Below are 14,270 nucleotides of genomic sequence, written 5' to 3'. Positions count from 1 at the left end.
CCCCGGATCCACGACGTCAGGAGCACCCCGCATGCCCCTCCTCTCCGATCGCCCGCCACGGCTCACCGTCGCGGCGCTCGCCGCCGCGCTGGTGGCGGCCCTCCTCGTCCTCCTTCCGAGTACCGCCGCCCAGGCGGCTCCCGTGCTGCTCTCCCAGGGCAAGTCCGTCACCGCCTCCAGCCTGGAGGGCGCCGGGACACCGGCCGGCGCGGCCGTCGACGGCGACAACGGCACCCGCTGGTCGAGCCAGTTCGCCGACCCGCAGTGGATACAGGTCGACCTCGGCTCCCCCGCCCAGCTGAGCCAGGTCGTGCTGCGCTGGGAGGCCGCGTACGCGAAGGCGTACCGGATCGAGCTGTCGGACGACGGCTCCACCTGGTCCACCGCCCACTCGACGGCCACCGGCACCGGCGGGGTCCAGACCCACGACATCACCGGCACCGCCCGCTACGTCCGCGTGTACGGCACCCAGCGGGCCACCGGCTACGGCTACTCGCTCTGGGAGTTCCAGGTGTACGGCACCGGCGGCACCGGCGGCACCGGCCCGACGATCCCCGGCGGCGGCGACCTCGGCCCGAACGTGATCGTCTTCGACCCCACGACGCCCGACATCCAGGGCAAGCTGGACGAGGTCTTCCGCCAGCAGGAGTCGGCCCAGTTCGGCTCCGGGCGCTACCAGTTCCTCTTCAAGCCCGGTACGTACAACGGCCTCAACGCGCAGCTCGGCTTCTACACCTCGGTTTCCGGGCTGGGCCTGAACCCCGACGACACCACCATCAACGGTGACGTGACCGTCGACGCCGGCTGGTTCGGCGGCAACGCCACCCAGAACTTCTGGCGTTCGGCCGAGAACCTGGCGCTCAACCCGGTGAACGGAACGAACCGCTGGGCGGTCTCCCAGGCCGCGCCGTTCCGCCGGATGCACGTCAAGGGCGGCCTGAACCTGGCGCCCGACGGCTACGGCTGGGCCTCCGGCGGCTACATCGCCGACTCGAAGATCGACGGCCAGATCGGCAACTACTCCCAGCAGCAGTGGTACACCCGTGACAGCTCGATCGGCGGCTGGTCCAACGCGGTGTGGAACCAGGTGTTTTCCGGGACCCAGGGCGCGCCGGCGCAGTCGTACCCGAACCCGCCCTACACCACCCTGGACACCACCCCGGTCTCGCGGGAGAAGCCCTTCCTCCACCTGGACGGCGCCGACTACAAGGTCTTCGTCCCGGCGAAGCGCACCAATGCCCGCGGCACCTCCTGGGGCAACGGGGCGCCGCAGGGCACCTCGGTCCCGCTCAGCCGGTTCTACGTGGTCAAGCCGGGCGCGAGCGCGGCGACGATCAACGCGGCACTGGCCCAGGGCCTGCACCTGCTGTTCACCCCGGGCGTCTACCACGTGGACCAGACCATCCAGGTCAACCGCCCGGACACGATCGTGCTGGGCCTCGGCCTCGCCACGATCGTCCCGGACAACGGGGTGACCGCGATGAAGGTCGCCGACGTGGACGGGGTGAGGCTCGCCGGTTTCCTGATCGACGCGGGCACCGTCAACTCGCCCACCCTGCTGGAGGTCGGACCGGCCGGCGCCACGACGGACCACGCGGCGAACCCGACCACCGTCCAGGACGTGTTCATCCGGGTCGGCGGCGCGGGCGCGGGCAAGGCCACCCTCGGCATGGTGGTCAACAGCCACGACACGATCGTCGACCACACCTGGATCTGGCGGGCCGACCACGGCGACGGGGTGGGCTGGGAGACCAACCGCTCCGACTACGGGTTCCGGGTGAACGGGGACGACGTCCTGGCGACGGGGCTGTTCGTCGAGCACTTCAACAAGTACGACGTGGAGTGGAACGGAGAACGCGGGCGCACGATCTTCTTCCAGAACGAGAAGGCGTACGACGCCCCCGACCAGGCGGCCATCCAGAACGGCTCCATAAAGGGCTACGCGGCCTACAAGGTGGCGGACTCGGTGAACACCCACGAGGGCTGGGGACTGGGCAGCTACTGCTACTACAACGTGGACCCGACGATCCGCCAGGAGCACGGCTTCCAGGCCCCGGTGAAGCCGGGCGTGAGGTTCCACGACCTCCTCGTGGTCTCGCTCGGCGGCAACGGCCAGTACGAGCACGTCATCAACGGCATCGGCGCCCCCACCTCGGGCACCTCGACCGTCCCCTCGACCGTGGTGTCCTTCCCCTGATCCACGGCGACCCGCCCCCTGACCGGTCCCTGACCGGCTCCTGACTCCTGACCCCGACCCCCTGACCCCCGCGGGACGCGGGGCGGCCCGGCAGCCGCCCCGCGTCTTCCGGGTCACCCGGGAGAGCGCTCGGAGCGGGTCTCAGACCTCGATGACGATCTTGCCCGCGGTGTGTCCGGCCTGGCTCAGTTCGAAGGCCGCGCCGAGTTCGGCCAGAGGGAAGGTCTCGGCGACCGTCACCGTCAGCTGTCCGGCGTCGGCGAGCCGGGCCAGTTCCTGGAGGTCGGCGCCGACCGGGCGCACCCACATCCACTCGCCGCCGGAGCCGGTCACGGTGGGGTCGGCGATGGAGGCGTGCCGACCGTCGTCGTGGAGCACCTCGCGGGTGACGGCGAGGACCCCGCCCACGAAGTCGGCGACGACGGTGACGCCCTCGGGGGCAAGGCCGAGGACCCGGCCGGCGAGGCCGTCCCCGTAGGCGACGGGTTCGGCGCCGAGCTCCCGTACCCGGTCGTGGTTGCGCGGGGAGGCGGTGCCGATGACCCGGGCTCCCAGCGCGCGGGCGATCTGCACCCCGAAGGAGCCGACCCCGCCGGCGGCGCCGTGGATCAGGACGGAGTCGCCCTTGCCGGTGCCCAGGCGGGTCAGGACCTGGTAGGCGGTGAGCCCGGCGAGCGGCAGCGCGGCGGCCTCGGCCCAGCCGAGCGAGCCCGGCTTGTGGGCCAGGGCGCGGACGGGCACGGTGACGAACTCGGCGCAGGTCCCGCCGTGCACGTAGTCCTTGCGGGCGTAGGCCATGACCTCGTCGCCCTCGGCGTACTCCGGGGTGTCGATGCCGACCCGTTCCACGGTGCCGGAGACGTCCCAGCCGGGCACGACGGGGTAGACGACGTCCATCAGGGCGTCGAGCCCGCCCGCCATGATCTTCCAGTCCACCGGGTTGACGGATGCGTACTTCACGCGGACGAGTACCTCGCCCGGGCCGACCTTCGGCACGGGCAGCCGGGTCTCGGTGAGCACCTCCGTCCCGCCGTACGTCTCGTAGACCAGCGCGCGCATGGTGTTGTCCTGCGGCATGTACCCGACCTCTCCGTGAGCTGCTGAACGGCCCCCGGCCCATCCCACCACGCGGGCCGCGCCCGCCCCGAGAAGCGGGGCGGGCGCGGAGGGGCGAAGGGTCAGCGGGAGCGGTGCGCGGCGATGATCCCGGCGTAGCGGCGGCCGCTGGACTTCACGGTGCGGCGCTGGGTGGCGTAGTCCACGTGGACCAGGCCGAAGCGCTTGTCGTAGCCGTAGGCCCATTCGAAGTTGTCCAGCAGCGACCAGGCGTAGTAGCCGGCCAGGGGTGCGCCGCGGCGGGCGGCGCGGGCGCAGGCGGCGAGGTGGGCGGTGAGGTAGGCGGTGCGCTCCGGGTCGTGGACGCTGCCGTCGGGGGCGACGGTGTCGGGGTACGAGGAGCCGTTCTCGGTGATGTGGATGCGCCGGGCCCCGTACTCCTCGGTCAGCCGCATGATCAGGGTTTCCAGGCCGCTCGCGTCGACCTCCCAGTTCATTCCGGTGCGCGGGACTCCGGGCCGGTCGATCTGGCGGGCGAAGGGTGCGGGGCCGGCCGGGTCGGCGGTGACCACCTGAGGGAAGTAGTAGTTCAGTCCGGTCCAGTCGAGCGGGGCGCCGATGGCGGCGAGGTCGCCGGGGCGTTCGGGGAGGTCGACTCCGTAGACCTCGCGCATGTCGGCGGGGAAGCCGCGGCCGTGGACGGGGTCGAGCCACCAGCGGTTGACGTGGCCGTCCATGCGCCGGGCGGCGGCGCGGTCGGCTTCGCCGCCGGTTGCGGGCTCGACGGTGGAGAGGTTGTTGACGATGCCGATGCGTGCCCCGGGGGCGGCGGCGCGGACGGCCTGGGTGGCCAGGCCGTGGCCGAGGAGCAGGTGGTAGGAGGCGCGGACGGCTGCGGTGAGGTCGGTCCGGCCGGGCGCCATCCTGCCCTCCAGGTGGCCGATCCAGGCCGAGCAGAGCGGCTCGTTGAGGGTGGCCCACTGGGTGACGCGGTCGCCGAGGCGTTCTGCGACCAGGGCGGCGTACGCGGCGAAGTGCTCGGCGGTGGTGCGTTCGGGCCAGCCGCCGCGGTCCTGGAGGACCTGGGGCAGGTCCCAGTGGTAGAGGGTGACGGAGGGCTCGATCCCGGCGGCGAGCAGTCCGTCGGTCAGCCGGTCGTAGAAGTCGAGGCCCTTGGGGTTGGCGGGGCCGTCGCCGCCGGGGACCACGCGGGGCCAGGCGACGGAGAGCCGGTAGGCGTTGGTGCCGAGCTGCCGCATCAGGGCGATGTCCTCGTGCCAGCGGTGGTAGTGGTCGCAGGCGGTGTCGCCGGTGTGGCCGCCGTCGATGGCGCCGGGGACGCGGGTGAAGGTGTCCCAGATGGAAGGGGCGCGGCCGTCCTCGGCGACGGCCCCCTCGATCTGGTAGGCGGAGGTCGCGGTGCCCCAGGCGAAGTCGGCGGGGAACGCGGCGAGGTCGATGCCCGCGGGGTCCGCGGCCCGCTCGGTCACGGGGAGGCTTTCGGAAAGGGTCACTTGACGGCTCCTGCCGTGAGTCCTGCCACCAAGTACCGCTGCAACAGCAGGAATCCGGCGACGACGGGGATGCTGACGACGAGCGAGGCGGCCATGATCTGGTTCCAGTAGACGTCGTTCTGCGTGGAGTAGCCCTGCAGTCCGACGGCGAGGGTGCGGGTGGTGTCGTTCGTCATGACGGAGGCGAAGAGCACCTCGCCCCAGGCGGTCATGAACGCGTACACGGCGACGGCGACGATGCCGGGCACGGCGGCCGGGATCACGACCCGGAACAGGGCGCCGAGGGGGCCGCAGCCGTCGACGGTGGCCGCTTCGTCGAGGTCGCGGGGTACCGAGTCGAAGTACCCGATGAGCATCCAGATGGAGAAGGGCAGGGAGAAGGTGAGGTAGGTGAGGATCAGCCCGCCGCGGGATCCGTAGAGGGCGACCCCGGTGCTGTTGCCGATGTTCACGAAGATCAGGAAGAGCGGGAGGAGGAAGAGGATGCCCGGGAACATCTGGGTGGAGAGCACGGTGACGGTGAAGAGCCGTCTGCCGCGGAAGCGGTAGCGGCTGACGGCGTAGGCCGCGAAGACGGCGATGACCACGGAGCAGACGGTGGCGGTGCCGGCCACGATCAGGGAGTTCGCGAAGTACTTGGCGAGCGGGACGGTGTGCCAGATGTCGATGTAGGGGCGGACGGTGAGCCCGGTGGGGATCCACCGGAACTGGCCCGCGACGTCCTTGAGGGGTTTGAGGGAGCTGGTGACCATCACGTAGACGGGCAGCAGCACGAACCCGGAGAGCAGGGTCAGGAAGACGGCCCTGACCGCCCGGAAGGAGGCGGGCGGGTCGAGTGGGCTGCGTTCTCTAGCGGGCATCGTCGGCCCTCCGTCCGCGCGTGGTGACGAACAGGTATGCGGCGGTGACCAGCAGCAGGAAGAGCAGCAGGAGCACGGACATGGCCGATCCGGTGCCGAAGTTCCAGGTGACGAAGCTCGACTGGTAGATGTGGACGGAGATGAGGTCGGCGGCTTCGGGGGCCGATCTGCCGAACAGCACGAAGGGCGTGTTGAAGTCGTTGAAGGTCCACAGGAACAGCACGAGGACCAGCACCTGGTTGACCGCGCCGACGGAGGGCAGGGTGATCCGGCGGATCTGCTGCCAGATGCCGGCGCCGTCCAGCGCGGCGGCCTCGTAGAGGTCCCTGGGGATGTTCTGCAGGGCCGCCATGACGATGAGGAAGGCGAAGGGCCAGCCCTTCCAGACGGAGACGATCAGCAGCGCCCAGAAGCTGTTGTCACCGAGCAGCCAGAAGGTGTGCTCGGCTCCGCCGAGGCCCAGCTGGTCGTGGATGACGTGGTTCACCAGGCCGTTGTCCCGCTGGAACATGAACGCCCAGGTGATGACGGCCGCGTAGACGGGCAGCGCGTAGGGGACCAGGAAGAGCGCCCGCAGGATGCCGCGGCCGCGGAAGTTCTCCTGCATGAACACGGCGGCGGCGGTGCCCAGCAGCCAGCACAGGCCCACGGAGAGCAGGGTGAACAGGCAGGTGGTGAGGAAGGAGCCGAGGAGGGCCTCGCCGACGGGGCGGTTGATGTCGACGGCGAGTTCGTAGTTGTCGAAGCCCGTCCAGGGGGCGCGCGACCAGTCCCGGATGTGGAACTGGGTCAGCTCCCGGAAGCTCATCAGGATGCCCGTCACCATCGGGACGAGGTGGATGAGCAGTTCGAGGAGGAGGGCGGGCAGCAGGAGGAGATAGGGCAGGGCCGTGCGCCGCAGGCGTCCGGGGGGCCTGAGGCGTCCGGTGCGGCGCGCGGGGGCCGTGGTGCGGCGCGGCCGCCGCGCCGTGGTGTCAGGCGGCAGTGTGGTGGGTGCGGAGGTCATCTGACGGGGCTCAGTTCGCCATCTGCTGCTGGGCCTTGGTGAGCTTCGACCTGACCGACTCGGTGGTGACCGGGCGGCCGGCGGCGGCGTCCGCGAAGAGCTCCTTGACCGCGGTGCCGACGGTGGTCTCGAACTGCGATTCCTCGGGGACCTGCGGGAGCGGCGCGGCGCTGGTGGAGAGGGTGTTGCGCAGCACGGTGAGGTCCTCGCCGCCGAACGCGGGGTCCGTCTGGGCGGACTTGACCGGCGGGATGGAGCCGTACGTCTTGTTGAGGGTCTTCTGCTCCTCGTCGCTGGTCATGAACTTCACGAACTTCAGGGCGCCGTCGATGTTGTCGGTGTTCCTGAAGACGGCCAGGTTGATGCCGGCGACCATGGAGTTGGTGTTCTTCCCGGCGCCGGGGGTGCCTCCGGCGGGGACGGGGACGGGGGCCACGCCCCAGTCGCCCTCCTTCATGCCGTGGGCCTTGAAGCTGCTGGCCGCGCTCTGCCACAGGACCATGGCGGTCCTGCCGTTGGCGAAGTCCTGGAGGGACTGGTTCTTGTCGTACTCGGCGTTGCCGGGCGCGATGATCTTGTCCTTGGCCATCAGGTCGACGTACTGCTTGACGGCCTCGACGTTGGCGGGGGTGTCGAAGGTGGGCTTTCCGGCGGCGTCGAAGAACTCCGCGCCGTGCTGCTTGGAGAGGACGAAGGCCTGGTGGATGTTGTTGGCGAGGTTCGCCCCCTCCGCGCCGAGGGCCCACTTGCCGTCCCTGGACAGCTTCTGGCCGGTGTTGACCATCTCGTCCCAGGTGGCCGGGGGCTTGTCGATGCCCGCCTCCTGGAACATCTTCTTGTTGTAGTAGAGGGCGTACGACATCGAGTAGAGCGGGACGGCGGCCGGGTCCTGGCCGGCGGCGCCCGCCGAGCCGAGGGCGGACTCCACGAAGCGGTCCCTGCCGCCGATGGCGGCGAAGTTCTCGGCGTTCCAGGGCAGCAGGGCTCCGGTGGCCTGGAGGGAGGAGGACCAGGTGTTGCCGATGTTGAGGACGTCCGGGCCCTGGCCGGAGGCGGTGGCGGCGAGGATCCGGTTGAGCAGGTCCGACCAGGGCACGACTTCGAGTTTGACCTTGATGCCGGTCTGCTCCTCGAACTTCTTCAGCTCCGGGCCGAGGGTCGCCTGGTCCGCCGTGAGGTCGGGGCCCTGGTTGGAGGCCCAGTAGGTGAGCTCCTTCGGGGCGGTGTTGGAGCCGCCCCCGTTGTCCGTGGATCCGCCTCCGCAGGCGGTCGCGGCGGCGAGGAGGGAGACGGTGACGGCGGCTGCCGCTGCGGCTCGGGTTCTGGGCATGGCGGATCGGCCCCTTTCGGCAGGGTCGGGGAAGGCCGGCGGGGAAGTACCGTGCGTCGTCCGCGCGGAACCTCTGCTGCGACCGTTTTTGTCCAGGCCTTAAATTAGGACGTGAGTTAAGCCTCGCGAAAGGGTCGCGTCAAGGGGTCGCGCAAGGGTATGTTGCGATCGACGGCGGGGCGGAAGGAGCCACATGACCACGGGTCGTAGCGGACGAACGGTGCGGGACCTGCGGCGCGGCAACCGCAGCGCCGTATTGCAGCGGTTGTACTTCGGCGGGCCGATGAGCCGTCAGGAACTGGGACCCGCCACCGGACTGAGCTCCGGATCCGTCAGCAACGTCGTCGGCGAACTCGTCGCGGACGGCCTGCTGGAGGAGGCCGGAATCGTCGACTCGGACGGCGGCAGGCCCCGCACCCTCCTGCGGGTGACCCCCGGCAGCGCCCACATGATCGGGGTCGACGTCGGTGAAACCCGGGTACGCGTCGAGCTGTTCGACCTGGCACTGACCGAACTGGCCCGCACGGAGATGCCGTTGCTGCCGCGAGGCTGCTACGACGTCGGCCCGATCGTCGACCACATCAGGGCCGGGATCGCCGCCGTGCTCGCCGAGGCCGGCGTCGGTACGGAGAGGCTGCTGGGCGTGGGCGTCGGCGTACCGGGCATCGTGGACCACCAGGCACCGGGCGGCGCCGTGGTGCACGGCCAGACCATCGGCTGGGACGCGGTACCGCTGGAAGCCCTGCTGCGCGCCACCGGAGCCCTGCCGGACGAGGTCCCGTACATCATCGACAACGGTGCCCGCACCCTCGGCCAGGCCGAGATGTGGTTCGGCGCGGGACGCGGCGCCCGCGAGGCGGTCGTGGTGCTCTTCGGCTCGGGCGTCGGCGCGAGCCTGATCACCGACGGCTCGCCGGACGGCGGCACGACGGAGGGCACCCCGCTGGAGTGGGGGCACCTGACGGTCTCGGTACGGGGCCGGCGCTGCCGGTGCGGGGCGCTGGGCTGCCTGGAGGCATACACGGGGGCGGAGTCCCTGCTGGCGCGCTGGTCGGAACGCGGCGGCGCGGCGGGCGGGCGGCCGGTGGACTCCTTGGACGAGGAGGAAGCCCTCGCCGCGCTGCTGGCGGCAGCGCGCGAGGGCGATCCGGTGGCGGTGGAGGTGCTCGAGGAGACGGCGGAGTACCTGGGCGCCGGGCTGTCGGACGTGATCAACCTCTTCCGGCCGGAGCGGATCCTGATCGGCGGCTGGGCCGGCCTGATGCTGGGCCCGCACATCCTGGCGTCCGTACGGGAACACGCGACCCGGTACTCGCTGCGCCACCCCGCCGGGCGGGTCAGTATCGGCATGGGCTCCCTGGGCCCGGACGCGGTCACGGTCGGCGCGGCCACGCTCCCCCTGTCGGCCTTCTTCGCGAGGGGCGGCCGCCGCGCCGTCTCGGACCCGCCGGTGGAACAGCCGGGCTGGCAGACGGCGCTGGAGGTCCGCGGCGGGGCGGCGTCACGCCACGCGTGACAGGCGCCTCGCCGCAGGACTTACCCGCCCGAGCCGGTCACTCGTACTCCGTGCCGCCCTTGCGGGTCAGGTACGCCGGGCTGACCGCCTTGGCGATGGCGCGGCCGCCCACCACCGGGCTGTAGCGCTCCGTCAGCGGGCGGATGACGACGCCCTCGCGCAGGTGCAGGTTCCGTCCGGACACGGTTTCGCGGCCGCTCGCCCGCTCCAGGACCACGTCGAGGTCGTACGGGCCCTCGTACAGCCTCGGCACCAGCGGCAGTTCGCCGTCCGCGAGCACGGCGGCCGGATCCAGCCAGCGCACCTGCCCGTCGATCTCGGCGGACACGTCGAAGACGGCGTACCCGGGCGGCGCGTCGGCGGTGCGCACGTCGGTCCCGTACGCGAGGTCCTGGACGCCCGCGCCGTAGACCTCGCCGAAGATCCCGATGCGGGTCGCCCCGAGCCGGGCGGCCAGCTCCGCGGCGACGGCGGCCACGTCGTGGCCCCGTACGGCCCGCCAGTACACGTTGCGCTCGTCCTCCTTGAGCGCCAGCCCCTTCGAGCCGAACCCCTTGGAGGTGACCTGGACCCGCCCGTCCTGGACGACGTACGTGAACAGGCAGGCGGTGCCGTGCAGCTTCTCCGTGAGGACGACCGGCTCGCCGGGCTCGAAGATGTGCGGGTAGCGCTGGAGGTTCTCGATGTCCACCCACGGCATCAGGTCGGGCGCGGCCTCGACCTCGCCGCTCATGGTCGTGGGTATCGGCGGCGCCCACTTGGTGATGCCGAGCAGCTCGGCGAAGTCCGTGCCCTCCTTGGCCGCCTGCTCCAGGTCGACGTCGGCCAGCGCGCGCGGCCGGCACACCAGGCCCTGCGAGAGCTCGCCGCGCAGCCGGACGGCCTTGACCCGGTCGGCGGAGCCGCCGGCGAGCCGGCCGGTCAGACCGAGCTCCTCGATCAGATCGGCGGGCAGCACGGCCTGTTCGGGTATGTAGAGGGCGAACTCGCCGCTCCGGTACGCGCCCTTGGCGATGACGGCGCGGTAGAGGCCCACCTGGGCCAGCTCCAGCGCGTCGGCGTTCGGATGCTCATGGACGGTCAGTTCTTCGGCGGTGACCCGCAAAGTCGACATGGTGGGCTCCTCGGGTGTGGTGGCCTCAATGGCGTCCGGGGCCGGAGCGGCGGTCGCGCGCATCGGCGACGCCCAGTCTCCGTCCTGCCTTTTCCGCTGGTCCAGCGCTTATTCAGGTGCTAGTGCTGTGGCCGGAAGGTTCGCGGCCACAGCACTAGGCAGTGTCTTGAGGTCAGCCTGCGCCGCCGAGGGCCGCCTGGGTGGCCGGGCCGTAGACGCCGGGCTGGTCGCCCTTGATCCCCCGGTCGCGCTGGAGCTGGGCGACCCCGCGCTTGGTCTGGCTGTCGTAGACGCCGGTCGTGGACACGTACGTGAACCCCTGCCCGTGGAGCCGCTCCTGGAGGGCGCGCACCGCCTCGCCGCTGTCCCCCATGCGCAGCGTCCCCGACGTCCCCGCCGCCGGCTGTCCGGCCGGGGCGCTCGACGCGGGCCCGGGCTTCGCGGACGCGGGACCGGGCGTCGCCGACGCGGACGCCGAGACCGAGGCGGAGGGGGTGGGCTTCGCCCCCGCGAGGGACGGGTCCGGCGAAGGTTCTGCGCCGGCCTGGCCGCCGGCGAGGAGCCCGGGCACGGGCAGCGTGAGCCCGGGCGAGGCGTCGGCGCCCGAGGGGTCCGCCTCGTCGGGGGTGCTCAGCAGGTACACCAGAGCACCGGTCAGGCCGAGGGCGAGCAGGGCGAGGGCCGCCACCGGGGGCCGGCGGCCGCCGTCCCGGCCGTCCCGGCGGGCCGCGCGGCGCGGACCGGACGAGCGGTGCGCACCGGACACGCGGTGCGGGGCGGACTCGGTCGGCGGGGCGCCGTCCCCGCCGACCGCGTCCGCCCCGGTGTCCCGGCCGGCGTCGTCCTGGAAGACTTCGGGTACGTGGAAGGACACGGGCGGCGGTCCGCTCCGCGGCCAGGCGGGGGCGGTCGCCGGGGCCGGCTGTTGCGCGGGCACGACGTACGGGCGTACGAGCAGGCGGTCGTCGGGGACAATCCCGCTCTCTTCGGGGTGGTGGGACACGGTGCCGGTCAGACCCCGCGCCGCCGGACGGCACCGCCGGCCGCGAGGACACGGAGGGCGCCGGGCTCGGGAGAACCACCGGCCGGGGCCGGGACGTGCGAAGAGCGGACCGATATGGACATCTTGGGTCTCCGAGTGCGGCTCATGCGGTGGTTCTTGATCGGGCGCACTCTGTCCCCTTTGCTCACGCGGGTCAAGCCTGCTGTCCGAACTGCCCCATCGGTCCGCAATCCGCGCGGCCGGGCCGGACCCGGCGTCACCCGGACGCGTGAGAGGGAGGACCGGGCCGGCCGACGGTACGGCAAGGTGGTCGGATGCAGTTACGCCGGGCCGTGCCCCTCTCCCTCCTGGCGCTCCTCGCGAGCGCCGGCTGTGTCTCCGTCGGCCCGCAGGCTCCGGTTCCCGTGAGTGGTCCGATACCGCCCGTCGGCGTTCCCGACGTGCCGCCGCAGCCCCTGCCGCTCGGGAGGCTGCCCGGGTCCCCGTCCGTACCGGATCCCGACGCTGCCCCGGACCCGGACCCGGACGCGGACCCCGGCGACCGGGCCCCGGCGCCCTCGCGGGCCCCCGGCAAGGCGGCCCGGCCGCCTTCCGGGCGCGCCGAGAAGCCGAAGGCTCCGCCCCGGCGGGTGCGTCCGCCGAAGCCGACGGCCGCCCACCCGCACCGGCATCCGGCCCTGCCGTTGCGTATGGACGAGCTGTGCGCGGCGTCGGAGGGCACCGTTCCGCCGTCCATCGTCGACCTGTGCCTGCGGCAGTACGGACGCTGACCCGGCCGGTGCGCGGACACGACCGGGTGCGAGCCTTGACCCTCCCACCGTGTCAGGCCTTGCACTGGAAGGCGTCATGTTCACCATCGGAGACTTCGCCAAGCACGGCCGGGTGTCGGTCCGCATGCTGCGTCACTACGACGCACTCGGACTGCTGCGCCCGGCGCGTGTCGACCCCTTCACCGGCTACCGCTTCTACGAGGCCGGGCAGCTCGCCCGCCTCAACCGTGTCATCGCGCTCAAGGAACTCGGCTTCAGCCTGGACCAGGTGGGGACCATCCTCGACGAGCGGGTGGGCACGGAGGAGCTGCGCGGCATGCTGCGGCTGCGGCAGGCCGAGCTGGAGAGTGCCATGGCCGCCGCGAGGGCGGGGCTGCGGCAGGTCGAGGCGAGGCTCCGGACCATCGAGAGTGAGGGTTCCATGTCTGTCGAGGACATCGTCGTCAAAAGCCTCCCGCCCGTCCGGGTCGCCGAGCTGACGGGGGTCGCGGGGAGTTTCGCGCCCCAGGACATCGGGCCGGTCATCGGTCCGCTCTACGACGACCTGTGCCGCCGTTTCGAGGCCGCCGGGGTGGTTCCGGCCGGACCCGGCGTCGCCTCCTACGAGGACGCCCCGGGGGCGGAGGCCGGAACGGTCCTGGTGCGCGCCGGGCTGCCGGTGGCGGCCTCGGTCCGCGCCGAGGACCTCGGGGAAGGGGTGCGGGTCGTCACGCTGCCCGCGGTCGAGCGGGCGGCGACCGTGGTGCACCGGGGCGCGATGGACGGCGTACTGCCGACCGCGCAGGCCCTGGCCCGGTGGATCGACACGAACGGGGAGCGTTCGGCCGGGTACGCGCGCGAGCTGACCCTGGCCTGCCCGGACGACCCCGGCCAGTGGGTCACCGAACTCCAGGAGCCGCTCGCCCCCGCCTCCTGACCTCCCCTCGGCCCGCGCGGTGGGCTCACGGGCGGCGGCGGCCGCGGACGTGGGCGCACCGGCGGGCCGTGTCGCGCCGGGCCGTGCGCATCCGGCGCATGGTGGCGTGGCCGCGGCGGCGCCACTCGGCCCGCGGCAGGCCGGCCCGCTGACCGCCGCCGGTGATCAGTGCGTTGACCGGGGTCATCGGGTCGGCGGCGAGGCCCTTCGCCAGCAGCACCCCGACCACGAGCGGGACCAGGGCCACGGCCAGGGCGGAACCGGCGGTGGTCACGTGCTGCATGCGCGGGCGGGGCTCGCTGCGCGGGGCGTCGTACGTCATGCCCCCATTCGATCAGCGGGGGCGCGGCGGGGAATCGGGGCGGATACTCAGGCCGTTGGGCACGAAGTACTCAGAGAAGCGCGGAGAAGCACGGAGAAGCGCGGACGGGCTCGGACGGGTGGGGTGACGGGGATGGCGGAACCGGGGCAGGGCTTCGAACCGGCGACCGGCGACGGCCTGGCCGCAGCGCCCGGCCCCGGGCGGGAGGCAGCGCTGCGCACGGCGTACGAGGGGCTGCTCCAGATCCGGCGACTGGTCAACGGTCCCGCGGGCGCCGGGGTTCCCGCGGCGTGGGAGGTACGGCAGATGACGCGTGCGGTGGCCCTGGTCCTGGAAGCCTCGGGGATCACGGCCTCGGCGGTGGACGCGCAGGGGCGGCGCACCCGGACGGGATACCGCGTGGCCGCCGGAGCGGAGCCCGGCCGGGTGGCGGTGACCTGGCTCGGCCCTCCCGGCGGCGGCGCGGCCGAGGAGGAACAGGAACGGCTGACGGCGTGCGCGGCGGCCCTGCAGCCGCTGGGCTGGCTGTGCCTGCTGTACCGGGGCCCACGCCGCCGCCGCTTCCTGGAGGTGGAGCCCCCACGCGGGAACCCTCCGGCGTCCTAGGGAGTGTCGTCGAAGTGGCGTCGGCCGCCCGCAGGGCGGTGCTGTCGGGGTCTGGTGCGT

13 protein-coding genes are annotated in these 14,270 nt (G+C 72.5%); 5 read left to right on the top strand and 8 right to left on the bottom strand.

Features of this window, described 5'->3' with window-relative positions:
• The first annotated feature begins 31 nt into the window (after positions 1 to 31).
• The gene (locus OG447_RS22000; protein WP_266938573.1) at positions 32 to 2,197 is read left to right on the top strand and encodes a discoidin domain-containing protein; all 2,166 of its coding nucleotides are present in this window, start codon (positions 32 to 34) and stop codon (positions 2,195 to 2,197) included.
• A 141-nt stretch (positions 2,198 to 2,338) separates the two neighbouring features.
• Here OG447_RS22000 and OG447_RS21995 read toward each other — a convergent pair whose 3' ends face one another.
• From OG447_RS21995 to OG447_RS21975, 5 genes are all read right to left on the bottom strand, one after another.
• Entirely contained in the window at positions 2,339 to 3,256 is a 918-nt protein-coding gene (locus tag OG447_RS21995) for an NADP-dependent oxidoreductase (RefSeq protein WP_266938973.1), read from the bottom strand.
• A gap of 119 nt (positions 3,257 to 3,375) precedes the next feature.
• Positions 3,376 to 4,767: a GH1 family beta-glucosidase gene (locus tag OG447_RS21990; RefSeq protein ID WP_266938571.1), complete on the bottom strand. Its 1,392-nt coding sequence runs from the start codon at positions 4,765 to 4,767 to the stop codon at positions 3,376 to 3,378.
• Positions 4,764 to 5,627, bottom strand: coding sequence for a carbohydrate ABC transporter permease (locus tag OG447_RS21985; RefSeq protein WP_266938570.1), 864 nt, complete (start codon positions 5,625 to 5,627; stop codon positions 4,764 to 4,766). The genes OG447_RS21990 and OG447_RS21985 overlap by 4 nt, the downstream gene beginning before the upstream one ends.
• Positions 5,617 to 6,633, bottom strand: a complete 1,017-nt coding sequence (locus tag OG447_RS21980) for a carbohydrate ABC transporter permease (protein WP_266938569.1) — start codon at positions 6,631 to 6,633, stop codon at positions 5,617 to 5,619. Before OG447_RS21980 ends, OG447_RS21985 begins: the two co-directional genes overlap by 11 nt.
• 10 nt (positions 6,634 to 6,643) lie before the next feature.
• Positions 6,644 to 7,963 (bottom strand): ABC transporter substrate-binding protein, encoded by a 1,320-nt coding sequence (locus tag OG447_RS21975; protein WP_266938568.1) that lies wholly within the window; start codon positions 7,961 to 7,963, stop codon positions 6,644 to 6,646.
• Between the two features lie 193 nt (positions 7,964 to 8,156).
• Here OG447_RS21975 and OG447_RS21970 point away from each other — a divergent pair, with 193 nt between their 5' ends.
• Positions 8,157 to 9,479 carry an ROK family transcriptional regulator gene (locus tag OG447_RS21970; protein ID WP_266938567.1) on the top strand — a complete coding sequence of 441 codons (1,323 nt, stop codon included), beginning with the start codon at positions 8,157 to 8,159 and terminating at the stop codon, positions 9,477 to 9,479.
• Between the two features lie 37 nt (positions 9,480 to 9,516).
• On the opposite strand, the gene OG447_RS21965 is transcribed toward OG447_RS21970, so the two are convergent.
• Together OG447_RS21965 and OG447_RS21960 are read right to left on the bottom strand one after the other, a co-directional pair.
• A complete protein-coding gene (locus tag OG447_RS21965) occupies positions 9,517 to 10,593 on the bottom strand; it encodes an RNA ligase (ATP) (RefSeq protein WP_266938566.1) in 1,077 nt (358 codons plus the stop codon).
• 172 nt (positions 10,594 to 10,765) lie between these two features.
• Positions 10,766 to 11,596, bottom strand: coding sequence for a peptidoglycan-binding protein (locus OG447_RS21960; RefSeq protein WP_266938565.1), 831 nt, complete (start codon positions 11,594 to 11,596; stop codon positions 10,766 to 10,768).
• Between the two features lie 314 nt (positions 11,597 to 11,910).
• Between OG447_RS21960 and OG447_RS21955 the strand changes: the two genes are divergently transcribed.
• Together OG447_RS21955 and OG447_RS21950 are read left to right on the top strand one after the other, a co-directional pair.
• Positions 11,911 to 12,366, top strand: coding sequence for a hypothetical protein (locus OG447_RS21955; protein WP_266938564.1), 456 nt, complete (start codon positions 11,911 to 11,913; stop codon positions 12,364 to 12,366).
• 76 nt (positions 12,367 to 12,442) lie between these two features.
• A complete protein-coding gene (locus OG447_RS21950) occupies positions 12,443 to 13,282 on the top strand; it encodes a MerR family transcriptional regulator (RefSeq protein ID WP_266938972.1) in 840 nt (279 codons plus the stop codon).
• Positions 13,283 to 13,307: 25 nt separating this feature from the next.
• On the opposite strand, the gene OG447_RS21945 is transcribed toward OG447_RS21950, so the two are convergent.
• The gene (locus OG447_RS21945) at positions 13,308 to 13,604 is read right to left on the bottom strand and encodes a hypothetical protein (protein WP_266938563.1); all 297 of its coding nucleotides are present in this window, start codon (positions 13,602 to 13,604) and stop codon (positions 13,308 to 13,310) included.
• Between the two features lie 132 nt (positions 13,605 to 13,736).
• Here OG447_RS21945 and OG447_RS21940 point away from each other — a divergent pair, with 132 nt between their 5' ends.
• The gene (locus OG447_RS21940; RefSeq protein ID WP_266938562.1) at positions 13,737 to 14,210 is read left to right on the top strand and encodes a hypothetical protein; all 474 of its coding nucleotides are present in this window, start codon (positions 13,737 to 13,739) and stop codon (positions 14,208 to 14,210) included.
• Positions 14,211 to 14,270 lie beyond the last annotated feature (60 nt).

Origin of the sequence: Streptomyces sp. NBC_01408 (genome assembly GCF_026340255.1) — a bacterium.
GTDB lineage: Bacteria > Actinomycetota > Actinomycetes > Streptomycetales > Streptomycetaceae > Streptomyces.
The sequence above is the reverse complement of the archived record's forward strand: the minus strand, read 5'-3'. Positions and strand labels throughout refer to the sequence as shown.